Below are 25,428 nucleotides of genomic sequence, written 5' to 3'. Positions count from 1 at the left end.
GGCACGCCGCCAGCGTTCGTCCTGAGCCAGGATCAAACTCTCCAAAAAGTAGTTTGACTAGCTCTTGTTTAAAACTTTAGAATTAACGTTGGCACTTCGATTTGTTTAGTTTTCAAAGATCATTTTTTGCACCGCCTCGTTTAGCGGCTTTAATAATATAACATGATGTTCCATCGCAGTCAACAAATTCTTTAAATGTTTTTTTAAACACATTTAGTTGTTTACAGCGACGCAAATAAATATACCACGCTGAAATATCAGCGTCAATACTCTTTTAAATTTTCGTGCCCTTCTTAAAATGGGGTGCCTATTTTCCCCTTGGGGGATCTCCGTACTCCCGCTTTCAATGGGCGTCCAGAACCTACACAGTCCTTTTCACTTTCCTGTATGTTCAGATGGCTGTATTCATTCATATAAACCTTATCCGAAAATCTGATTTGATTCATGGAATTCCTGTCCTTCGCATATCTATAAGACAAGACTGATACTGGACAAGGAGGCCTGCTGGCATGAATCGAATTTACGTCTTCCGGGCAAAAAAAATTAAGCAAGTCTTTATAATAGCGATAGCCGCTCTATTTACCGCCGGAATTTTATATGTAGAAAATGTTGTTCAATACCCCGTATTTTCCTCTGTCACCGGACCAAAGGCCATTTACAAAGGAGAAGCCGGCAGCAAAAAGATTGCGCTGACTTTTGATATCAGCTGGGGTGATGAAAAAGCCCTGCCCATTCTGGATACACTGAAAAGAAACCATGTAACGAACGCTACATTCTTTATTTCCGCTTCCTGGGCTGAGCGCCACCCGGGCATTGTAAAACGCATGGTTAAGGATGGGCATCAGATCGGAAGTATGGGCTACTCTTATAAAAACTATACGAATCTAAAGCCTGAAGAAATCAGGAGAGATTTGATGCTTGCACAAAAAACGTTCGATCAGCTGAATGTAAAAAAGATTCAATACCTGCGTCCTCCGACTGGACACTTCAATAAGCAAGTATTAGATATTGCTTCTGCTTACGGACTGTCCGTTGTCCACTACAGCATCGATTCGAACGACTGGACTAATCCCGGGGTGAGTAAAATTGTAGAAAATGTTACGGGCAACCTCGGCGGAGGCGACATCATTTTGCTGCACGCTTCTGATTCTGCTAAGCAAACGAAAGATGCTATCCCTAAAATTCTTAAAAATGTAACAGAGAAAGGCTACCGAAATGTAACCGTCAATGAGCTCGTAGCCAATACAGAATCCCGGTCCAAAGAAGTGAACTAGCTTTATCCTTTCCTCAGCTGCTCAGGCTGGGGCTTTTTATTGGACCGCATTCCGATACGAAACAGCAGTATTGCACAGCTTTCAGCCCTCCGCGGTTTTCCGCCGCTCCGTCTTCCTGGCAGCAGACCCGCTGAAGCGCGGAAGCATAATCAGCTGAAAAGCATTGCAGCACAGTAAGGATATAAGCATAAAGTACAGCCAGTTTTGATCATTTTCCCTAAGGGCAGGGAACCATTCAACAGCTGTTCCGACGAAAATAAAAAACAGCGCGGGAATAAAAGCTCCTTTATTTGTATCTTTTTGCTTAATATAAGCGATGATAAGGCTTACAAAAAAGAATCCGGCAGCCGGCCAAATATATGGAAGAACCGGTCCTGATTCTCCGAATGCCTGATAACGGAAATAAATTAAATCAAATAGAACAAACACAATTAAAACCATCTGAACCGGATTCCAAAGTGACCCAAAGATTCCCATTCCAAAGCGATGCAGCGTCAAATATGCAAAGAAGCCCATCTGGCTGATTATACTGAACATCATTCCCACTCCGACAAACCATACTAAGGAAGCGAGGACTTCATCTATTTGCCCTGATGCAAGCAGACCAGACTGCTGCTCCCAATTAATGATCATGCCGGATGCTATAGCTGCAGCCGCTCCCACGAGCAAGCCGGAAAAGAAAAAACGTACCCAGTCCCTGCTTTTCATTAACGCTCCCCCATCCCATTTCTCTGCTTTGATTTTATCAAGCCTCCTTTAAAATTGCTATACAGGGAATTTTTTTCAGTCATAAAAAAAAGCCTGTGCCCCATATTAAGGATAGGAACTTGTGAAAGGAGCCCTTTAATCATGAAACAATTTATCCTGCTCCTCACGATTAGTGCGCTTGCTATCGGTTTGAATGGCTGTGCTCCTAAAGCGGAGGGCGCAAGTGAAATGGATTATGAAAAGACGAAAAAAATGGTTGTCGATATATTAAAAACAGATGAAGGCAAAACCGCTCTGCAGGAAGTTTTAAAAGATGAAGAAATGAAACAGGCTCTCGTCATGGACCAGAAGATGGTATCAGAAACGATCAAAAAAACCCTTACATCCAAAGAAGGCGCAAAATTTTGGACAAAGATCTTTGAAGACCCTCAATTTTCAGAGGCCTTCGCCATGAGCCTGCAGAAGGAACATGAAAAGGTAATCAAGCAATTGATGGCAGATCCAGACTATCAAAAGATGATGATTGAAATCCTTCAAAATCCCGAAATGGAAAAACAAATTGGGACCGTAATCCAAAGCCAGGAATCAAGGAAGTACATTCAGGAAGTCATTACTGAAACCCTATCAAGCCCGCTTTATAAAACAAAAATGCAGGACGCTCTTTTGAAGGCAGCGCAGGAAATGGGACAGCAGCAGCAAGGCGGCGGCTCAAGCGGCGGCGGCCAGGAGCAGGGCGGATCATCTGGGGGTGGAGGAGAATCCGGCGGCTCTGGAGGTCAGTAAATCAGAAAAAACGCCCAATCAGTGATCGGGCGTTTTTTTCATTAGCTAATACTTGTCGGCACCAGGCTGGCCACCTTTTCTGCCATTGTTTCGTAAATTTTCCCAGTCGGATGATCTTGTGCATAAACCGAAGGAGAGAAGTCCTTTTCATTCCAATCCGGCTGGCGGAGAGGAATCCGTCCAAGAATCGGCACCTGCAATTCTTCTGCAAGCTTATCGCCTCCACCTTTGCCGAATACATATTCCTTCTCCCCGGTTGTCTGACTCTCAAAATACGCCATATTTTCTACTACTCCAATGACTTCATGGTCTGTGCGCAATGCCATCGCACCTGCACGGGCTGCAACAAATGCTGCAGTCGGATGCGGAGTGGATACGATGATTTCTTTGCAGGCCGGAAGCATCGAGTGAACGTCAAGCGCTACATCCCCTGTTCCAGGAGGCAAGTCAAGAAGCAGATAATCCAAATCTCCCCACTCAACCTCCTGGAAGAAGTTGTTCAGCATCTTGCCGAGCATCGGGCCTCTCCAAATAACCGGTGCATTATCTTCTACAAAAAAACCCATTGAAATAACTTTTACTCCAAACCGTTCTACCGGAATGATGGAATCTCCCCGAAGGACCGGCCGATTGGTAATCCCCATCATATCAGGCACGCTGAAGCCGTATATATCGGCATCAATAAGCCCGACCTTTTTCCCCATTCGGGCAAGTGCCACTGCAAGGTTAACTGATACCGTGGATTTGCCTACGCCGCCTTTTCCGCTGGCTATCGCGATATACGTTGGTTCTTTTCCTCCAGACATGAGACCTGCTGAAGACTCCTGCTTTGGCTGGAGAGATGCGACAACTTCCTGCGGCAGCTCTTCAAAACGCAAGCCGACAGTTTCCGCTCCAGCCTCCTTCAGTCTGGCGACAAGTTCCTGCTGGAGCTTCATTTGCTCAGGAGTATTAAGCTTGGCAATGGCGACTTTCAGACTGACATGGTTTTTTTCCGCCTTCACCTTCACTTCTTTAATCCCATTTACATCTTTCAGCGGTATATGTAAAAAAGGCTCTTGGATTTGTTCTGCTATCTGTCTCAATTTTTCTTCCTGCAACATGTGCTTCACCCTCTTTGAATTCGTTTACAACAGTATAACATATCCAGTAAATTTGGACTGGATTCCTGATCTGCATCGACGCATCCTCAGCCTGCCGTCCGCCCTGCTTCCCTAGCGGAAAAAGAACCTCCTTTACTCAGGAGGCTCCGTTTTATCCGTATAATATCTTAATATCCCTTTATATACCGATCCGGCCACTTTATCTAAATAGTCAGGGTCAGAAAAGAGCTTCTCCTCTTCTCCATTTGATAAGAACCCGACTTCCACGAGGGCACCGGGTTTATTTGTGTATTTCACTAAATAGATGCCATGGATCGTCTTTGCTTTTCGATCGGTGTTTTCAAGATTGCTCCTCAGTTCATCCTGAATAAATTTTGCCATTCTGGCGTTTTCTTCGAACTTGCCGTCATAGAAGGTTTGTGCGCCTCGCCATTGTCTTTGCGGCAAAGCATTTAAGTGCAGACTTAAATACATATCAGCTGAAGATGAATTGATCATTTCCACCCGGTTGCGGAGATCCTCCGCCTTTTTCCTGCTATATCCTTTTGTGCCGATGGAAGACAGATCGATATCCGTTTCTCTCGTTAAAAGAACAAGGGCTCCCTGCTCCTGCAGATAATCCCTGGTTCGTTTGGCAATTTCGAGGGTCACGTCTTTTTCCAGAAGTTTTGTGCCGACAGCCCCTCCATCCGGTCCGCCGTGACCCGGATCCAGGTAAATGACTTTACCGGCTAATGGCAAATTCCAGGACTCCCAGGAATCATCGTTTGCAAATTGAAATTGAAACAGCAGCAGCAATACAATAAATCCCGCTGCAAAAGCGATCCACCTCAGCTTAATTTTTTTCACGCCTCTTCCTCCCCGCCGCCCTTTCCTACTTCACTATATGGGACAGGGTCAGGGATTATGATTAATGAAGGCGTAATTTATACCGCTTCTGCCCTCTTAAAAACCCCTCTTTCCACCAATGCTGCATAAAGCACTCCGAGGCTATGTAAAGAGATTCATGGCAGATGACACTCTCGTTTGGACAGCCCCAGCTGATGATGTAGTCATAAAAATCAGCTGTCAGCCTTTTTTCTTCTTTGCCGGACCGGTTTTGGACACAGGTCATGGATTCTCCTCTGAAACCAAATTTGCTGTACTTGGCTCCAAGTAAAAAGGATTCGATTGCAAAATCGGCACACCCTTCTTCAATGCTCCATTTCGATAACAATCCATAATGAAAGAAGGTGGCAAAGTGGATGTGGATCCCTTTTTTTAATTCCTTCACCGACACCTCTTTCAGCATGCTCCGTTCATACTTCATCTGCTTTTCCCGTCTTTTATCTTTAAGAAAAACCATGTTGCTCATCATGCGGCCCCCTTTACAGGTAGTATCTGCTTACAAGGCGCCGGCATTCATTGAGCGCAATAAAAAACCCGCCTCAGGCGGGTCAAAGTTCAAGGTCAGTATCTTTTAAATCTGTAATGAACATATGGCCGGGAGCATGGGTAATCATGAAATCGGGCTTTGATGCGATGGCAGCTGCCTGGGGGGTGACGCCGCACGCCCAGAATACAGGAATTTCATCTGCTTTAATCGTGACCCTGTCCCCGAAATCAGGATTATTCACATCAAGAATGCCAATCTGCTCCGGGTTCCCTATATGAACAGGAGCACCATGTGATTTAGGCGATCTCGCTGTAATCTGCACAGCAGCTGCGGCTTGGTTTGCAGGAATCGGACGCATGCTGACAACCATCGTTCCCTTAAATAGGCCGCTTTGCCGGCATGGAAGATTTGTATGGAACATCGGCACGTTTACCCCCTCTTCAATATGCCGTACCGGGATCCCGTGAGCAAGAAGCGCTCTTTCAAATGTGAAGCTGCAGCCAAGCAGAAAAGCAACGAAATCATCCTCCCACAGGTCTGTAATCGAATCTGGTTCGGATACGAGAATTCCCCTTTCATACACTCTGTATTTTGGCAAATCGGTTCTCAAATCCGCTCCAGGTGCCGTTAATTCCGGAATAAAGGAGCCGGCATCCGTCACATCCAAAACAGGGCAGGCTTTTTCATTTCTCTGGCAGAACAGCAAAAAATCAAAGGCCAGCTGCCTTTTTAAAACAACCAGGTTCGTTTGTACATACCCATCTGCAAGACCGGCGGTGGAGCGTGTCCATCTGTTTTCCCTGATCGCTTTGCGAAGCTCTTCAAGTGTTCCTCCCATGCTTATCACCTCCTACTCAATGTAACGAATCAAAGGACGTTTCTCAACAGTTCACTCCGTCCTTCCGCAGATCTCTTCTCCCGGTTTCGCCCAAACAAGATGAAGAGAGCCCAGCATATAACTCTCAATCCTTACCGTTTCAAGAGGGCTTTCCTCAATCAGCCCGATAATATCTCTATCGATATGGCAGCCCGTTCTTTTCTCCAGCCAACTATCCGCCATTTGCTGCAGACGCGCGCACATCTTATTTTTACTGATCCCGTGCTCAAAAAGAAGGACTTGCCCCTCATCCTTACACCAATGCGCTAAACGCTGCAAAACCTTTTCAGGGTTAGGATAGGCGCATAGCGATAATGTAGAAACGACGGTATCATAGGCCCTCTCTTCAAAAACGAGCTCTTCTGCATTTCCTGTAATCAACTCCACTTCGAGACCTTGCTTTAAAGCTTCCGCCCTTGCTTTCTCAATCATGGCCGGGCTGAAATCACAAGCCGTTATCCCGGAAGCGTTATGGTAATACCTAAAATTCGCTCCCGCTCCGACGGATACCTCCAATACATTTCCGTGAACAAACTCGAAGAGCCTTTCCCGCAGCTTATGATCTCTCGTATTTTTCTTCAGCCTCTTGCTGTAAGCTTTAGCTTGTTTGTTGAACAGCTTTATTTGGTGATTGCGATCCATGCCCAATCCCCCTTTTTTTCAGCCCCTTATCGTCCGGTCTCCGTTGAATACGGGGTTCAATACCCGCTTTCATTCATCTATATGTTTTCAGGAAATGTTGAAGTCTCTCTGAAGTGAATTGCGCGGACTGACGAATGCCTAACATTCAGGAAACACATAAGTGATCTATTGCAATTTGCTATTCACCGACAGACGGAAGCAGCCTCTCCAGTATGAATGTGATGAGAAATCGATTGAGTTGGAATGGATTTGATTATTGACTTAATCACTAGAGGAGATGTATTTTAGTAACCAGCACCACTAAAGTGCAGAACTAAGGTTTTTAGGGAGCTCAGGAAATAGTACACACGGGATGACGGTTTATATGAATGGAAATCAATTTCGTGAACTTACATATGTGACTGGGGTCTCATTTTATATCCTGAAAATTTTTAAATAGGGTGGAGAATAATTTATATAGAGGTGGAGTCACATTCCTAAAATTGACAATACATTAGCTATTCTATGGATGCTTCGTTCTGGTGAAAAAATTACAGCAAAACAGATTTCAGAAAAGCTAGAAATGAATATAAGGACTGTGTATCGATATATTGATACACTTTCAATAAGCGGCGTACCTATAATCTCAGAATCAGGACATAACGGTGGATACACTTTATTAGACAATTATATTGAAGCTCCTCTATTTTTTGATTATGAAGAGCAAATCTCACTTTATCATGCTGCTGTTTTTGCAGAAGAAGCCGGATATTATGGTGGTGAAGCTCTAAACAGGGCTATTTCAAAGCTAAGGAATTATTCAAATCAGGAGCAGGAAACGAAGATAAACCATCATTTAAACAGTCTTGAGGTTATAAGCCGATTAAATTCTCTTTCCAGGGATCCTTTCTTGAGTGAGTTGGAGAAAGCCGTAGCTGACGCACATACTGTAAAGATTCAATACAATAAAAATGCCGAAGAAAAATCAGCGTACAGAATATTCGATCCGTATAGAATTATCTATTGGAATAATAAGTGGTATGTGATTGGATTTTGTCATCTTAGGAATGAAATCCGCAGTTTTAGAGTAGATCGAATTCAAAGTCTGATGCTGACCGAAATCAAATTTAACCGGCCGGAAAATTTTTCAGCACGTGACTTTTTCATGAAAAACCTTCTTCCAGCTATAGAAGATAAGGAAGCAATCATTTCTTTAGTTATGAATGGAAATACAAGGACGTTGGATGATATTTGCCAACATTGGTTTTTAGGGCATTATTTACAAGAACGGACTTCAAATCAAGCGGTATTTCTTCTTGATAAAGATATAATCCATCAATATGTCCCTTATTTACTTTTACCATACGGTAAATCTATCCAAGTTATTGAGCCAATAAGTCTTAAGAAAAGAATTATTGAAGTTCTATCGGAATTAATAAAATTTCATCAAGTATGAAAACTTCCCTGACGCTAACTGTCAGGGAAGTTTTATTATAATAAGCTATATCAATTGTGATCGGAGTGTTATTGGATGCAAACAAAAAAAGCGTTTCTATATGTATTTAATACAATGTCGGACTGGGAATATGGATATTTAATCGCTGAACTAAACTCAGGAAGATATTTCAAAAAAGATTTAGCACCTTTAAAAGTAATTACAGTAGGAGCTAATAAAGAAATGATTGCTACTATGGGAGGACTGAGCATAAAACCAGATCTTTCACTTGATGAATGCACTCTTGAGAGTAAAGATCTTTTAATCTTGCCAGGAGGGACTACTTGGAGTGAAGAAATTCATAAGCCTGTCTTAGAAAGAATTGGCGAAGCTTTAAAGCTTGGCACAATTGTTGCTGCAATTTGCGGTGCAATTGAGGCCCTTGCGAATATGGGATACTTAGATACTAGAAAGCATACAAGCAACAATCTGGAATTCACTAAAATGGTATGTCCCGACTATAAAGGGGAAAAGTTCTTTGAATTCGGTTCTGCGGTATCTGATGCAAATTTAGTTACTGCATCAGGAATAGCGCCCCTCGAATTTGCAATGGAGGTACTGAAAAAAATAGATGTATTTACACCGGATGCATTACAATCATGGTATAGCCTAAATAAGACACATAAACCTGAATACTTCTTCCAGTTAATGAACTCAATAAGTAAATGAAGGTACTGAAAAGCTCAAATTCTCTATTCAGATTTGAAGAGATGCCGGGCTTTTTAATTTGGAATTTCCTTATCGTTTTAAATCTGCATTTTCCTGACGCTGCCAATCAATGGATATGTATTAACGGATAAAAACACAGGTTCGTCATGGTACAACGCGAGTCACTCAAATATAGCCTGGAATCACCTTGACATCTCCCCAGCCATTACCGTTGTCGTAAGTATGTAACGTACATCGAATCAAAGAAGCGAAAGGAAAGACAGCGGAGAAGTATATGAGATTTTAGCTCGGGGTATTCATTTCCATCTTCAGACATGAAAAAACCCTCCTCGCTCCACTGGAGCAAAGAGGGTAAACATTGATATACGAGGTATATTAACGTTTTGAGAACTGAGGTGCACGGCGTGCGCCTTTAAGTCCGTATTTTTTACGCTCTTTCAGAGGTGAGTTAATTTACCATTATTTAACAATTGATAAACCGTATTAAATCAACGTTTTCCCCATTTTATGTCCTGCGGGGTTGTTACTGATTTTTCGCAAAGGGTATTCAAGGGGTATTCAAAAGGTAGCTGAAATAAAATACGCTGGCAGGCTATATAAAGGAAATTTTTCAGCTCTAATATATCATCCAATATTAATACATAGTTTCTATTAGATCCGTGTTTGCTATTATGTAGAGTATAGGATCGTTAACCATACGCTCTATCCACTACACTTCCTCCATTTCAAACTTCCAATTAGTGGATTGAACCTCCTTTTACTTTTCCCTGTTCTAGAATGAATAATACTGATGCCAATTTTATAATTACAATAAAAAAAGGAGTGACTACTTATGAAGTATTTGATGATTGATACAAATATATATATTGATATGATTGTAGCTAGAAACCAATCCCATAAACCTGAGTCATATAATCATTTAATGAGTTTTTTAAATTATGGCGAAATTCGACTAATTGTTCCTAAAATTGTAAAAACAGAAGTATTTAGACACCTTGAAAATGAAATTGATAAAATCGAAAAAGTAATCAATGGAATTAAAAGTAATATTAACAGTCTTTACTGGGTAAACAAAATTGAAGAGATAGAACAATTCAACGAAAAACTTAAACCAGTTAGAATGGGAATAAATAATTTATACGATGAATTTGAAAAAAATAAAAAGAGATACAAGGAAGACTCAAAGGATTTATTTAACAAACTATTCCAACATCAAAACACAATTATAATAGATGAGACAGAGAATATAGTTTTTAAGGCTACTCAACGTAGAATACATAAGTTACGGCCTTTTCATTATGGAAAAGACAAGGATTCAATAGCTGACTCAATTATAATTGAAACATTAATTAACATCGAAGATTTAATGACTTTTAATAATGACGATAGAATATATTTCCTGTCACGAAATACCAAAGATTTTTCTGCGGAGGATAATAATAACCTATTACATAAGGATATTAGTTCAAGCCTAGGATCAAAACAAATCCATGATCAAATTCATTACAGAATATTATTTACAAGAACATTATTAGTGGATTTTAAAGACGAAACAGAACACGTTGGGCTGATTGAAGAATTAAAAGCAGAAGAAAAATGGGAACAAGATAGACAAATCCATGAGAGTGAAGACTTTGAAATAGAAATAAGGAGAGAAGCCGGAGGTCTGTCATCATTAAATGCAGATTTTGAAGAAAGAATAGGAGAGCTTAATGAAATTCAAGATTTGTTAGATAATCTTGAAAATTTTAAGGTAGAGCTTGTAGGTGAATATGAGACCTATTCTGAACTCTATTTCTCATTATATGAGGAGTTAGGTAATAGACATTTCGAAGAAATAATGAATTTAATATCCAATTTCAATCGTCAAAAGCTTTTACTAGAATTTGATACAGAAGGTTGCAAAGATGAAGCTGATCTTGTGAATGAAATCTTTTCACTTGTTCATAAGTTTTGTTACAACAGTGATGAAATCCAAATTGATGAAATGATTAAATATCAAGACTTTTTTGGATTGAATAATACTTTAGCAGAGTTTAAAGGTTTTGATGGTTCCCAATTTAGAATTGATATAAATGGTGGTTTAAATCCTAATGATGCGGGAACAGATTTGATTTTCATTGAATTTTATATGAATAATCGGAAAATTGAAGATGGTAGGATTACTTTAAATTATGGATATCTGGAGTTTGATGAAGATGGTAATGTAGGGGATGCGTTAGATGAGAGTATAGATATAGAGATTACAAGTGTCATTGGAAAAATTGAATGTGTTAAAAATGAAATTATAAGGGGAATTGTCGAGAATACAAAAGTATTAAAAAGGATAATTGATGGACTTGGTATAGAGATAGATGTTTAAACATATAGTTCTATTAAAATGATTCTTAGTTTTGAAAAGGGATGGATTTAGTTTAAAGATTCTTACTTATACCCTCCGTTCTTCTGATTTGTAATTCTTGATATCATATACGGCCGCATCACCCTAATAAAAAAAGATATATTTTATATTTTCTAAAAATTAAAATTATATAGAATAATTTGAATAAAATGCAATGGATAATTTTAAAAAATATTGTGATGCTTCTGTAAGGGGCTAGGAGGAAATAGCTTGTACGATCAAAAAATAAAACTATTTAATTTTAAATATATTATTGTTACTTCGGAAACTCAGAATGTTCCCGATACGTTATTTAATAGATTTGACAACAATATTATAGAATCTATTCATTTTTTAGAAACTATTGCTAAATTACCAGTTGAATTTAACGAACTAATACAGGAATGGCCTTTAACAGCCACAGGATTTAACCATAATATTATATATCTAAATGAAAGGCAGCTAACTCCACAACTATTATCCTCATTTTATCCCTACATATATGGTGCCTTTTTTATTTTAGATGAAGTAAGGATAAAGACAATTAAACTAATTAGACAGTACACTAGACTTCCGGTTATAAGCAATAAGAAAATAACAATGACGATAGAATACAATGGAGATTTAATTTCAAATTTATATAGTTATTGGAGCAAATCAACGAAAGAAATATTTGATAATGTTTCTAACGAAAACGAGTTACAAGATTACTTTAATTTAGAAAGATTGAATTCAATCAATGGTTACTCAACCTTGTCTACCAATTTCATTAGACCATTGCATAATACGATAAATCGTCTGAGAGGGCTAAATCAGGATCTAAATAATGGATTATATACCCCAGAACCTTTGAGTCCAGAAAATTATGATAAAAAGGAAGCAGAAGCTGATGAGGAAATAGTAAGAGCTTTAAAGCAACTGATAATAGAGAAATATGTAACTTTGACAGTTGGCTTTTTTGCTGAAGGTAGTTTTGACAGCAATGATGAGCGAATACTTTCTAATTTTGGAGTGAGAAAAGAAGAAATTAAAGATTTATACGAACAAAAGGATGAATCTAATTATCATAAAATTGTGTCTAGAATCTCATCTAACTTTGAATCGCTTAAATTTAAGACAAATATGGTACTTTGTTTCCCATCTATAAATTACCATCTATTAATGAAAATTAATGGAATGGCAGGAAAAAATAAATTACCCAAAAAGATATTACGGTTATTATATAATTCGTCTTCTTATTATCAGTCGTTTGATTCAACTATACTTGATGGTGCTAGTGATAACCGAAAAGATTTTAATTTTGCTACATTTTATTATACTAGCTCACAAAGGGCTAAAGAACTTGCACTCATTAGTAGTCTACACACAATTTTTTCATTGGGTAAGCAAATCCCCTTTATTCGAACACGAAATGTACCTTCTCAGGAATTCTACAGAAAAACCTATGCTCTTTCTCGGTACTCGGAAAAAATGGAAGAGAGAAATAAGATCTCAGACTTTGTAAGAACTTTTAAAAAATTGAGCTCCATTATAACGGATGTGGTTCCTGATGAGCAGTGGGAGATAATTTTAAATCATGGAAATCATATAAAAGTTCTGTCGGATATGCCAGTTGAATGGGCAAATTATAGAGGGCTGCCATTATGCGTTGAAAAGAAATTTAGTAGAGTTCCAATCACACCAGGAAATGGATTAATTTCTCACTCCTATGTATTAAATAATGAGTATGTGATCTCAAAGGATAATTTAAGTATCCTAATAGTAAATACGTTAAATAAAAATGACCAGCTATATCCTTTAGGGATTGGTCTAAAAAGAGAAGTAGATAAATATTTGAAACTGATTGATAGAAATTGTGTTTACAAAGAAGCATCAACTAAGGATGACTTTATTTCTATAATAGAAGAAATTCAACCTGTAATTCTGATATTTTATGGTCACGGTTCATATGATGCTATTGAAGATATAGGCAAACTACATATAAGTAATGAGTATATTACATCTGTGGAAATTGAAAAAATTGAACATAATCCACTCATCACAATACTAGGTGCGTGTGAAACACAAGTTCTTCATGGTACCCATATGAACACAGCTTCACTATTTTTAGGAAATCTATCTGTATCCGTATTGGGAACTTTTTTTCCTATTGATGGATTGAAAGCTTTTAGTTTTATTAGTGGTCTTATCAGAAACTTAGTTAACACTTTGAATGGCACTGCTCCAGCAAACTATTTTAAGCAATGGAATGATATAATTTTACAAACTTATAGGGCTCATTATTTATTAGAGCCTATTCATTCTATGGATTCGTATTTGATTAAACGAGGTAGTCGCTTAAAAAACTATATTGAAGACCCGCTAGCGGAATTTATGCAATTGTCTGACGATAGAAAAATTTATGATTTTGTAGAGCGATTACGAAATAGAGATGTTATTTATAAAGAAATATTCTCCAAACATAACAAATTAGAGGTTGCTTATCAAAGTATATTAAAAAATAATTTATTACTCCCAGATTCGTTATTTTATTCATCTCTTGGCTCACCAGAAATAATTAAAATAAAAAGAGAAAAAACAAGTGAGATAATCTAAGATTTCTAATATGAGTATTAGGATTGCTTTGGTAAAAAAAGTTCAGTCGATTGATTTAAGAAGCTGATGGGGTGCAATAAGGTCCATACCTCTTCGTAGCCATGCAACCAGAGTTTGAACACAACTAAACCACAAGGACCATCCGGCCGGAACTGTACGCGTTTCATGACATTTTGGACAACGTAAGCAAGAATAAGACAAGCTCGCATCTTAAAAGCTACAAAAGTTCGCTGAATGACCTACTTTCTCTTATGGATTAATCTTTCTCGGGTATGCTGGTGGTAGATACACTTTTCTCGCAGGGCAACATTTAAGACTGCTTTGTCAAAGTGGATGCATCCCGTAAGGGTATACAGCAACTCATGCATCCAAAACGACCCGGACAGCCTGGAAGCAGGCGTTTTGGCCTCCGCACAGAAAAAGCTCTTGCTGAAAGGACTTTCGATTTAAGACCTGACGAACTCACTCATGTGAGTTCGTTTTTTTGTCAGCAGATGCCCATCTCATGTGAACAGGACCGTACGGCATGTGATATACCATGCGACGGAAACCGATGCGTATGACGTGCCGCATCCCGTGCCGTATGTCATGCTGGATACGATAAGCATTTTCCTGCACACCGAATCGGCACGGGATATGCATTGCACGGCATTACGTATCTCATGCGTACGCCGTGCGCAATGCGGTGCCGCATCTCATGATAAACCCGGTATGTGCACGGCATGTCATACCGTATGCGTATGCGGTGCGGGATGTCGTGATAGAGGAAGATGGTTGCGCACGTCGTGTCATATGGCGTACCGCATGACATGTGAGAATGATGGCGCATGGGACGCACTGGTTTATCGGATGCCGATTTCATGCGTACGCCATGCGATATGGTATACGTCATAGAATGCGCACCGCATTTCACATCAAAGACAGCTCCGGGATGACGGTCTTTTTTTTGGCCAGCAGAGGCACTTGACCGTAAGACCAGAGCGCCGGACAGCGTTTCTGAGTGCAGCGCGCGCCATCGGGGCGGGTCCCGCGCCCGTCGGTGGTTCTTCCCGCCTTCTCTCGCTATCGCTCGTATAACCGCTCCGGGCTTCCCGCCCCGTTGTCACGCAGAAAAGCTGTTAAATCAAGGGCAGCAAGGCTTTTCTAGCGGGTCCCGCGTCGGTCGGTGGTTCTTCCTGACTCTCTCGCTTTCGCTCGTATAACCGCTCCCTCCTTCCCCCTCGAAAAGCCTTAAAATCCTTGTGCCCGACGAGCGCGGAGCCTTCCTCCGCTCGGTGGTTTTTCCTGCCTTTTTTGCTCGCACGTTGTGCGTACAAGAATCGACTTTTTGACATACAACCGCCTCGCGTCGTCCGCGCTGTCGGACTCCAGGATCCCTTTTCTGAGTGTCTCTCCTGATGACCCGCTCCCTGTTCAGTCCGCGTCTCGACCGTCTTTTCTGGCAGCTTCCCCCTACCTGATTTTCTGGCAGCTCCTGACCGCCTGTGAGCGCCAAATCCCGGCACGAAAACTCCTGCCCTATTCAGGCCCTCCGCTCTCGCAGTCGGGCTGAAATCGGGCCGGGAGGTGCCTCGGAACTCGTCATACGCTGCTGCGCTGATTGGCTGACCGATGGAACTCGGCCGACCGCATAACGGCGCGGTTTATCGACACGTGAGTTCCTCGGGAACTCGGCACGATGTCCGCCCCGATGTGGCACAACGCCAGTCGCCGCAATGGATTGAGGATGGTTTGATGTACGCGGCGGAATTGCGGTGCGGTACGGGGGAAAGAGCATAAGGGGGACGTATGACAAGCTACGCTTGTCAGTCAGCATAGCTGACCGTCCCCCTTACTGCGTCGGCTTCGCCTCCTTGCCCCTGCGCTTACGCTTGGGGTGCTCATTCGAAATCGGCTCCCGCCGCTTTCTAGTCTGATAAATCCTCTCCTGCAGAAAAGCAGCGACAAATCGTTGTCGCTGCTTTCCTTCCGGTAAAGGTCTATTGAAGGATCGGTGCGTTCCCCTCAAAGCTCGCGCTTCGAGTGTACACACACTAGAGAAAAGTCTGTACGCACACCGGTCTGAAGGACGGCTAATTTGGCAGTATATATCCATTGCTATTCATCCCAGATAATTTGACATAAATGAATATGCGATAAGCAATGCTGTTTTTATTATTCGATAAATCAGGCTATTCTTTGATATACTTCTGTTCATTTAAACTCTACAAAATGTCGAAATTTGACTAATGAATGAAGTAGGAAACTTATTCCACCACCCTTACAATAAATACGGCGAGATGAATTATCTTGTACGACTGCAAGTTGGAAAGGGAAATGAACAAGTGCAAGTAAAACTATGGCAGAAGTGGATGAGTTATCTATTGGCTTTTACTCTCATTCTCACTTCCATTCCGTTAACCGCTTTAGCTGAAGTGGTTAATTCCAAAGAGGGAAAAAACGTAAAGGAGCTGTCGGTTTCTGGTGAACCAAATGATCAAATTCCAGAGCCGAAGGAGCCTCCTGTAGGAGAGTTAGTTGAACAACGGACAGAAACGACGAAAGTTTTTTACAAGGGAGACGGGGAATACACAAAAGAAGTCTACTTGGAACCGATCCATAAAAAAGAAGAGGGAAAAAAGCATTTAGAAGAAATATCTGCTGAATTGGAACAGCCTTCTGCAGGGGAGAATGAAATTGAAACAGAAAACACCCCTATTGAAACAACGTTTCTAAAAGAAATCCAGAATGGAACGTATGCTACTTTTGCCATCGGGAAAAACCAATTGACGTATACTCTTCTAGAAGCTTCGGGTGAGGGCATGGATGCCATCCGTCCACAGGATGCAGAAGCCCAAATTAAAGAAGAGACAAATAAAATTACACATCATAATATTTATCCTGACATTGATTTGCAGAATTTAACCTTTGATCAAAACACGAAGGAAGATCTCGTCTTACACCGTTTCAATGGATATCATCAATTTAAATTTATGTTGACGACGGACATGGAAGCCATGGAAAAGGAAGATGGATCTATCCAATTTTTAGATGAGAAAAAACGCAGCGTCTTCATCCTGCCAAAACCTTTTATGACAGACTCAAACTATGATGATAAAAAAGGGGAAATGGCACGGTCCGATCAGGTGGACTATCAGCTTGAAAAAGCAGAAAAAGGATATGTCCTCACAGTGGCTGCGGATAAAAAGTGGCTAGAAAGTGAAGACAGGGTATACCCTGTCTATATTGATCCTACAACTTCTGTAACGGCCTCCAATGACACCTTTGCCATGAGTGCCTATCCCACGACCAATTATTATTCAGCCTCAAGTAAATGGGATTCAGGCCAAAACCAGTATGTTCTAAAAGTTGGGTACTATGATGGAACAACCGGAACGAACTATGCCTTTTTAAATCATAGCTCTAATCCTTTCAAAGATATGAACGTGACAAGTGCAACCTTTAATGCTTACGTTACTCATTCCTATTCTGCTTCAACTCCTACTACCATATGGCTTGATAAAGTGAACAGTGCTTGGACTGCATCTTCGTTAACCTGGAACAACAAACCGAGTTCCACAAATATTTCCTCTGATAGCGTTGGAAGAGATCAGTGGGCTCAGTTTAATGTAACAGACACAGTAAAAGCATGGGCAGCGGGAACTGCCAGCAATTACGGATTTAAGCTCCATGCTAATGGAAATGGAAAAGAGTACTGGAAAAAGATTGTTTCTTCCACAAATTCAGAAAATAAACCGTATCTTTCTGTGAATTACACCATTCCTAAAGCTGGTAAACCTGTTGGGGAGGCGTATTCAAACGGGGATGGAACAGGATATGTAGACCTTGAGTGGCCAGCTGTAAAAGGAGCGACCAGTTACAAAATCTGGCTGTTCAATGGGGTCGACTACGAATATTTTAATGTAGGAAACACGACTAAATGGTCTACACGGGGACAGCGTATCTGGCCGAATGCAACAGATATCCAAAACGGCAAATTTGATATCTATCCACCCAATCCGAATGGTGCCGGTACCGAATTGGCTGTAGATCCAAGACCTGTGTATGTGAACTCAAAAGGGAGTTATCCAAACAACCAAAATTACTGGTTTCGAGTGAGTGCAGTCTTCCCTCAGGGTGAAGGGGAAACATCGGACGCTTATACACCGACTCTTCCCAAACTAACGAAACCGGACGTGCCGGCAGCTGCTTCTTTCTCGAATGGAAATGGAACAGGATATATTGATGTAAACTGGGAGTCAGTCCCTAATGCATCAGGATATAAAGTTTGGCTATTTAACGGAAAAGAGCATGAGGCTTTTGATGCCGGCAATGTAACCTCTTGGACAACAAAAGGGAAAAGGATCTGGCCAAAAGACGGGGACTATCGTCTCGAACATTCAGGTGGCGGCACGGAATTGCCAATCGACCCTTCTGCCAACTATCAATTAGCAAACGGGAGCTATGGGCATGCGACGAACTATTACATTCGCGTCAGTGCCTATAACGCTCAGGGAGAAACCGTTTATTCTGATGTGACACGGTCTTATATCACATCATTGAATAAACCGAATGCACCTGCCGGGGTAGCTTATACGAATCTTAAAGACAGCAACTCCGGTTATGTAAAATTAAATTGGGAAAAGATTGAAGGGGCTACTGGATATAAAGTCTGGCTTTTTAACGGGGAAACGTATGAAGGCTTTGACGCAGGAAATTCGACTACTTGGACCACACAAAACCGGGGAATATGGCCTCATGCTGGAGATGGCAGCCATAAGTTATACCACGATGTAAAAGGAAGCGAGCTGGCAATCGACCCTTCTCCCATCTACAAATTAGCAGCAAAAGGCTATGAAAAATATAAAAATTATTGGTTCCGCTTGAGTGCGTACGATGAAAAAGGAGAAACGGTCTACTCCAGTGACACCTTCCGTCCCATTATCGGACAGCCGGTAGAGTTTTTAGGGACTGAAGAATATTGGTCGTTTGCAGAAATTCCAAATGGACAGGTGAACATCGCAACCGGGAACCTCATTGTCGATGAAGGCGATTTCTCCATATCCGGAAGAGGACCTGGACTCGGTTTACAAAGAACGTATAACAGCCTTATGAGCAAGACCGGTATGTTTGGGATGGGATGGCATGCCGATGCAGAAATGAATATGGTGACGTCAGGAAGTGAGGTTCGTTTTACAGATGAGGATGGAACTCTCCATACCTTTACGAAAAAGTCAGATGGAACCTTTCAAGCTCCTACAGGTGTCTATCTTGAGCTCGAGGAAAACGCGAGCGAGTACATTCTAACGTCTAAAGACCAATCAAAAGCGCATTTCTCCAAAACCAGCGGTCAGTTGATCAAGCAAGTAGACGGTCATGCGAATACGACCTCCTATACGTATTCAAGCGGACGTCTTTCAAAGATTACAGATGCTTCTGGGCGAACTTTAAACTTTGCCTACAATACAAACGGAAACGTCACTTCCGTAACAGGCCCTGAGAATCGAAACGTTCGCTATGAATATTCAGGGGACAAGCTCGTTAAAGTCACCCAAACAGCTGGAGAGGTGACTGCCTACGAATATGATGAAAGCCATCAGTTAACCGGTGTGCTTGAACCAACCCACACAGCAGAAAAACCTGTTAAAAATCGCTATGTGTACTCAGGTGGGAAAGTCATCGAAGCCTATGATGCCAAAAACCATAAATATGCACTAACTTATGACGCTCCTAAACGGAAAGTGATGTATACGGAACCAAATGGGAAGAAAACTTCCTATCTGTATAATGAAGCGGCCAACCCTATTGAAGTCATAGAGGATACAGAAGGCCTGCAAATAAAGACCACATCTGTTTTTGAAGGCAACAATTTGGTGGAATCGGTAGACCCGAATGATCAAGGGTCTTCTCAACCAACAGAGACCTTCCAATATGACAGCAACGGGAACGTCACCTCTTCCCAAGATGCCTACGGGACAGAGAGTTATACCTATAACCAAAACAATGATGTCACCTCAGTTATCGATACAGAAAACGATGAAACCACTATTTCCTATGACGGACTGGATGCCGTTTCCGAAACGGATCAAGCGGGGAAAAGCTCCTCCGTATCGCGTTACGACTCGTACGGGAATGTCATTGAATCCAGTCATGAGCTTGTTTCAGGCACGAATCTGCTTGCCAATCCGAGTTTTGAAGCAGGGGTCGCCTCATGGAAGCTCCTCGGAAGCAGAGATTCCGGAACCATGTCTGAGGACGCTCAGTCAGCTGTCAATGGGCTTTTGGGAAGAAAAGCCGTGAAACTCAGCTCTCGTTCTACTTCAAGCGGAACGGAACATGGGTATGTTTCCGCAACGCAAGAGCTCTCCGTTCAGGGGAACACGGCTTATACATTAAGTGGCCATATCAAAACCCAGCTGTCTAAAGCTCATGCATTCTATAATGTAGAATTTTTCGATGCACAGAAATCCAGACTGGGCTGGGCATACAATCGTTATAGCCAGTTGACAGGCACGCAGCCTTGGACTGAACGTCAGCTTACGTTTACGACGCCGGAAGGAACGTCTTCCATACGGATCTATCTGGAAGTTGATCATAAAGATCCGAATACTTCGGGAGAGGCATGGTTTGACGGGCTGCATCTTGAAAAAGGAGAAGCGTCTTCCAGTTACAACCCGGTCGTAAACAGCAGCTTCGAATCAGGTGCAGCCAGCTGGACAGGTTCAGGAGGAAGTGTTGACACTACTACCGGATTTGATGGCTCCAGCTCTCTGAAGGTTGTCCGAACCTCCGCTGCACAGGCAGTTTCTCAATACAAGCAAACCATTACCATCGGTCAGCCAGCAGGAAGCACCCCGTTCTCCTTTACCCTGACCGGCTTGTCAAAAGCAGATCAGGTGAATGGAACGCCCGGGAACGGAAATTATTCTTTAATCGCCAAGGTGTACTACACAGATGGAACAACAGGCAGCTACACAGCTGATTTCCCAGCCGGAACCCAGGAGTGGAACCGCGGTGCGGTGACGGTGCCAAAATCAAAACCGGTCGATCGCGTGGAGGTCCTTTCCTCCTTTGGCGGAAACACCACTGGTACCGCATGGTTTGATGCCATCCGTTTAATCAAAGGAAGTGTCATTGCCAAAAGCAAGTATGATGCAGCCGGCAACTATGAGACCGAGACTGAAGATGAAACAGGGAATAAGGCGATCATGCAATACGATTCATTCGGGAATGCCGTAAAGGAAACCAATCCGAAAGGCTACAGCAAATCCTTCACGTACGACCTGTCGGATCAGCTGAAGAAACTGCAGCTCCAAAACGGCACTGATGTCAGCTATGAGTATGATGATAATGGAAACATGCTTTCCAAGGCTATCACTTCTTCTGGAGGGGTCAAGCAGACCTTTAGCTACCAATACGATGAATTGGGGCAGCTGTTCGAAACCAAGGGCCCATTGCAAGATGTGACGCGGAATGAATATGATCCAAATGGAAACAAAATCAAAACGACGCTTCCGAATGGAACCATTGTCAACTGGACGTACGACGGGACGAACCGGGTCAAATCTATTGGCTATAATGGCACCCCTGTTTATGAATACAGCTATGACCGGAACGGGAACGAATTGTCCGTAAAAGATCTGGCATCCGAGGGAACGAAAACCCGTACTTTTGACAAAGCCAACCGGGTAACGTCCCTTACCGACCGGGGCAGCAGCCAAACCTGGACCTATCCAACCGAAACCGATAAACTGAAGTCATTCCAGTTCACGCATGGCGGATTTACTCAGACGAACACCTTCGAGTACAATCAAAAGGATCAGAATACCGAAGTTAAGGACGGAACCAGCACCTACCGTTTCGACTATGACGAGCAAGAAAACGTTGGGACCTTTATTACAGGAAACGGAGCCGGGGCTTCTTTCCAATACGACTCGACAGGTCTGGTACAACAAATCCACGTCGGTCTGCAGGACGGAACGTCGATCTTAAGCGAAAGCTATACCTATGACGCCAATGGAAACCGGACGAAAATTGAATCCGGCAACGGGTCCAATGTAAACTATCAATATGATGAACTCGATCAGCTGACGAATGAAACTTACTCCAATGGAACGGTCAAAGAGTACAACTATGACGGATTCGGGAACCGCATCTCGATCAAAGAAACAAACGGCGGACAAACCTCCACCGTCGATGCTCAGTACAACCTGGCCAATCAGCTGACCCGTTTCGGCTCGGAAGCGATCAGCTATGACCTTAACGGAAACCGAACCCAGGATGCCCGATATCAGTACACCTGGGACAGCCGCGATCAGCTGACCGCCGTCACGAAAAAAGGCGAATCCCAACCGTTTGCCACTTACAAATACAACGAAGGCGGCAAACGCATCCAAAAAACCGTGAACGGAACCGTCACGAACTATTTCTACGACGGGGACAGCCTGAACGTCCTCTACGAAACCAACGGCAGCAACCAAGTCGTCCGTTCCTACACCTATTCAGAAGGTGGCCAGCTGCTTTCAATGAAGAAAGGGTCAAACCAATACTTCTATCACTACAATGCCCGCGGGGACGTCATCGCGTTAACAGACGCCCAGAGTAATATTGTGGCATCCTATGAGTACGATGCATGGGGAAAAGTACTGAAAGAAGTAGAACAAGATTCAGTAAAGAACAACCCTTACCGGTATGCAGGGTATCAGTATGATAAAGAAACAGGCATGTATTATCTGATTGCCCGGTATTATGAGCCGAAACACGGTGTATTTTTAGCCTTAGATCCATATCCCGGGGATGATAACGATCTGCTTACTCAAAATGGGTACAATTATGCCAATAACAACCCTGTGATAATGATAGACCCTGATGGCTGGATGTCAAAAAACCAGGATCATGGAGGAGCAGGCGGTGGAGGAGCTTTTGGATGGGCTAGGACGCCAAAAAGTGTTCCGTCAAATATGAATCCAAATATTAAAAGTTCTTCATCTAGTTATAGAAATGTAACTAATAATAATTCTATTCATAATAGGCAAACAAATATCACTAAATCTAGTTTTGAAAGAAGCCTAATTAATCAAGGTTGGAAAAAATCAAAATCTAAAGATGGAAAAGTAACAATACTAACAAAAAACGGGTCTAAATATATCACTAGAAGCTTCTCAAAATCTGGTGGTCCTACAGCAGAATTCATTCCAAAAGGAAAGAAAAAACCCACACTCAAAATTAGATTGAAATGATGGAGGAAGAAAAATGGACACTAATTTACTATTCGTGAAGAACTATAAAGAGTTTTTCGAACTTAAGAAAATGGTAACCGACACCTTTCTCATAGAAAATAATCTTCCTTACAAAGTTTTTCAACCCCAATTTAGTTCTTTTTTGTTCGAAGAATTCGATTGGTGCATGAGTAATGAATTTTGGAAAACCATCCGAAAAATAGCAGATATTACAGATGAATCGTATATTATTTCTGCAGTTCTAGACCCTGATCCAATAGAGTATTTTTTTAAAGAGTTTAATTATTATAACTGGATCAAAATACCAAAGGATCTTCCAGATGATAGTTACGAGGAAACGTTAGAATTAGGTCCAAAAGAAAGTCCAGCAGACGCAATACTATACAATTCTTTTACTATAGTTTGGTTATCTCCCTCAAAGAAATGGGGAATTTGGGGAGATAGAGAATATGGAGTTTCTGTCATGGGTTTTCAGAATGAGGAAGTGAAAAAGAGTTTAATGCCATTTTTGTATTCCTGGCGTTCATTAGACGAAACGGTACTTTCGCGCATCGGAATAAATTTTAGGAACCAAAAAACCCACCAAGAGTTCGGTGAAATTTTAAAACTAAATTATTCTTAAAATTAAATATAAATCGAACAGTAGCTTCATAATAGGAGAAAATATATTTAAGGATTCAGCTTCACGCTAGCAACACTGTTTATCGAAATCATCAAAGCAAACTTCTAGAACAGGAGAAGGTTAGCCTTCTCTTTTTTTGTGAACTAAAGTAGACAAAATAAACAGGTTAATTGTCAAAATATTAAGAACTCAGAAAAATCATGGAATAGGTATGAAAAGCGACAAAAAGAACATGCAAAAAAGGGGCGATACACTTTTAGAGTTTTATCTAGGACAAAACCAGGTCGACAAGCAAGAAGGTATGAGCAAAAATGGATAAATAGATTAGGTGGGCCAAACAACTTTTTAGAAAACAAGAGAAATGAGATTAGCCGAAAAAAATGGAGGAAGTATAAAATATAATTTGAAACAGGTGAAAAAAATGGAAAAAATACTTTTAGGTGCTGTTACGATCAATTTTCCTGATGAAACTATTTCTTACTTTTATATATCGCAAGATTTCGTCTCAGTTCTAAATGCAGAAACTAATTTCAATGCTTTAAAAGACATTAGAAGTATTTTGAGAAATCGTCTGGAAGCAAGAGTGTATAAGAGACTAGATTTTGACTCCGAAAGCGATTCTGTAGTGATAACAACGTCTAAAGGCGAACTTATTCTAAAAGTTGCCATCTTAATTAACCAACTTGCAAATATAGAGATTTCTAATCAAGAAGTTGAAAAAGCAAAAAGTCTAATAAACACTTACAAAAGACCAAAAAAGCAAAAATGGAAAGAAGGTACCGTTTTTACTGTACCTATGAAAAACAATTCATTTGTGCTCGCTCAAGTCTTAGAAAAAATAAATAGTTTTACAGCGTTTTGCGCATTTTATAATAATAGTTATACGGAATTGCCCAATGTTCATGATGAACTTTCAAGATTAAAGCCTAGCCTATTAATTACTATATTCACAGACAACTTAGATAATCATGTGTACAAAGTAATCGATCATTTCTCCCCTATTGCTGTGGTTCCAGACAATGAAACAACCGAAGTGATACGTCTTTCATATTTTTACAGTTCCATATTAATAGAATTTGCTGAAGCTATGAATGGTATAAGACAATTCGAGCCCCATCATGAGGAGATATTGGAGATGCAGCAAGAACATTGAGGAACGTATTTTGTGACATGGGGACAGGTTCCTCTAGTAAAGCTCTAAAGAGAGAAATTCTCTGCGGGGCTTTTCTTTATGTATATAAGTTAAGCATTGGCCTTGAGAAAAGAAGGACAGGGACCCCGCCCTTAAGTTTGAGTACAACTAGAATTAGGTGACATTGATATATAGTTCTAAATAGACCTAGTTTTGTCACCCAGCATTGATCCAAGACTTCACCATTAGCTTTTATATACTTCGGTACATTAGACGGTGATTATGATTACACTCAACTGAAAAGTCCTTGTTCGGGCGGAAGTAAGGAATAACCCTCCTACATTCAAATTTCAGATGGTCCTACATACACATGGGAATGCATACGGACGCAAAATTTGATGATGAGATGTATCACTATTTAACTGGTTTAATTGCAAAAGTTTCTGGAAAAGATTTAAAACAGAAACTCTATAGCCATTCCATCTGTACAGGAAAGTATCCCTGTTTGATAAGCTCTTTCTATACATTTTCACCAATAATTCGGATAATTTCTTTCACCTCTTTTCCCAAGCTCTC

Annotated in this window: 15 protein-coding genes and 1 pseudogene; 9 read left to right on the top strand and 7 right to left on the bottom strand. The window is 41.2% G+C overall.

Features of this window, described 5'->3' with window-relative positions; genetic code table 11:
* The first annotated feature begins 509 nt into the window (after positions 1 to 509).
* Positions 510 to 1,274, top strand: coding sequence for a polysaccharide deacetylase family sporulation protein PdaB (gene pdaB / locus ACQCVE_RS16815; protein WP_426846611.1), 765 nt, complete (start codon positions 510 to 512; stop codon positions 1,272 to 1,274).
* A gap of 81 nt (positions 1,275 to 1,355) precedes the next feature.
* On the opposite strand, the gene ACQCVE_RS16810 is transcribed toward pdaB, so the two are convergent.
* Positions 1,356 to 1,982 (bottom strand): KinB-signaling pathway activation protein, encoded by a 627-nt coding sequence (locus ACQCVE_RS16810; protein WP_426846613.1) that lies wholly within the window; start codon positions 1,980 to 1,982, stop codon positions 1,356 to 1,358.
* A gap of 141 nt (positions 1,983 to 2,123) precedes the next feature.
* Between ACQCVE_RS16810 and gerD the strand changes: the two genes are divergently transcribed.
* Positions 2,124 to 2,765 carry a spore germination lipoprotein GerD gene (gene gerD, locus ACQCVE_RS16805; RefSeq protein WP_426846615.1) on the top strand — a complete coding sequence of 214 codons (642 nt, stop codon included), beginning with the start codon at positions 2,124 to 2,126 and terminating at the stop codon, positions 2,763 to 2,765.
* Positions 2,766 to 2,806: 41 nt separating this feature from the next.
* On the opposite strand, the gene ACQCVE_RS16800 is transcribed toward gerD, so the two are convergent.
* The 5 genes from ACQCVE_RS16800 to ACQCVE_RS16780 all read right to left on the bottom strand — a co-directional run bounded on the left by ACQCVE_RS16800 (position 2,807) and on the right by ACQCVE_RS16780 (position 6,762).
* Positions 2,807 to 3,571 (bottom strand): Mrp/NBP35 family ATP-binding protein, encoded by a 765-nt coding sequence (locus ACQCVE_RS16800; RefSeq protein WP_426863447.1) that lies wholly within the window; start codon positions 3,569 to 3,571, stop codon positions 2,807 to 2,809.
* 429 nt (positions 3,572 to 4,000) lie between these two features.
* Entirely contained in the window at positions 4,001 to 4,717 is a 717-nt protein-coding gene (cwlD, locus tag ACQCVE_RS16795; RefSeq protein ID WP_426863444.1) for an N-acetylmuramoyl-L-alanine amidase CwlD, read from the bottom strand.
* A 61-nt stretch (positions 4,718 to 4,778) separates the two neighbouring features.
* Entirely contained in the window at positions 4,779 to 5,222 is a 444-nt protein-coding gene (locus ACQCVE_RS16790) for a DUF2521 family protein (RefSeq protein ID WP_426863443.1), read from the bottom strand.
* A gap of 82 nt (positions 5,223 to 5,304) precedes the next feature.
* A complete protein-coding gene (locus tag ACQCVE_RS16785) occupies positions 5,305 to 6,081 on the bottom strand; it encodes a putative hydro-lyase (RefSeq protein ID WP_426863442.1) in 777 nt (258 codons plus the stop codon).
* 51 nt (positions 6,082 to 6,132) lie between these two features.
* Entirely contained in the window at positions 6,133 to 6,762 is a 630-nt protein-coding gene (locus tag ACQCVE_RS16780; protein ID WP_426863441.1) for a class I SAM-dependent methyltransferase, read from the bottom strand.
* A 472-nt stretch (positions 6,763 to 7,234) separates the two neighbouring features.
* Here ACQCVE_RS16780 and ACQCVE_RS16775 point away from each other — a divergent pair, with 472 nt between their 5' ends.
* Positions 7,235 to 8,197 carry a helix-turn-helix transcriptional regulator gene (locus ACQCVE_RS16775; RefSeq protein WP_426863446.1) on the top strand — a complete coding sequence of 321 codons (963 nt, stop codon included), beginning with the start codon at positions 7,235 to 7,237 and terminating at the stop codon, positions 8,195 to 8,197.
* A gap of 75 nt (positions 8,198 to 8,272) precedes the next feature.
* A complete protein-coding gene (locus ACQCVE_RS16770) occupies positions 8,273 to 8,905 on the top strand; it encodes a type 1 glutamine amidotransferase family protein (protein ID WP_426863440.1) in 633 nt (210 codons plus the stop codon).
* 375 nt (positions 8,906 to 9,280) lie between these two features.
* Here the strand turns inward: ACQCVE_RS16770 and rpsI are convergent.
* A pseudogene (rpsI, locus tag ACQCVE_RS16765) lies at positions 9,281 to 9,346 on the bottom strand (30S ribosomal protein S9); the annotation flags it as partial.
* Between the two features lie 391 nt (positions 9,347 to 9,737).
* Between rpsI and ACQCVE_RS16760 the strand changes: the two are divergent.
* From ACQCVE_RS16760 to ACQCVE_RS16740, 5 genes are all read left to right on the top strand, one after another.
* Positions 9,738 to 11,267 (top strand): PIN domain-containing protein, encoded by a 1,530-nt coding sequence (locus tag ACQCVE_RS16760; protein ID WP_426846627.1) that lies wholly within the window; start codon positions 9,738 to 9,740, stop codon positions 11,265 to 11,267.
* A 249-nt stretch (positions 11,268 to 11,516) separates the two neighbouring features.
* Positions 11,517 to 13,880, top strand: a complete 2,364-nt coding sequence (locus tag ACQCVE_RS16755) for a hypothetical protein (RefSeq protein WP_426846629.1) — start codon at positions 11,517 to 11,519, stop codon at positions 13,878 to 13,880.
* Positions 13,881 to 16,108: 2,228 nt separating this feature from the next.
* Positions 16,109 to 23,098: a DNRLRE domain-containing protein gene (locus ACQCVE_RS16750; protein ID WP_426863439.1), complete on the top strand. Its 6,990-nt coding sequence runs from the start codon at positions 16,109 to 16,111 to the stop codon at positions 23,096 to 23,098.
* A gap of 13 nt (positions 23,099 to 23,111) precedes the next feature.
* A complete protein-coding gene (locus tag ACQCVE_RS16745) occupies positions 23,112 to 23,720 on the top strand; it encodes a hypothetical protein (protein ID WP_426846631.1) in 609 nt (202 codons plus the stop codon).
* A 361-nt stretch (positions 23,721 to 24,081) separates the two neighbouring features.
* A complete protein-coding gene (locus tag ACQCVE_RS16740) occupies positions 24,082 to 24,873 on the top strand; it encodes an Imm26 family immunity protein (RefSeq protein ID WP_426846633.1) in 792 nt (263 codons plus the stop codon).
* Positions 24,874 to 25,428: the final 555 nt, after the last annotated feature.

The organism is Metabacillus sp. 113a (genome assembly GCF_050107635.1).
GTDB lineage: Bacteria > Bacillota > Bacilli > Bacillales > Bacillaceae > Metabacillus_B.
This window is presented reverse-complemented; position numbering and strand designations above follow the sequence as displayed.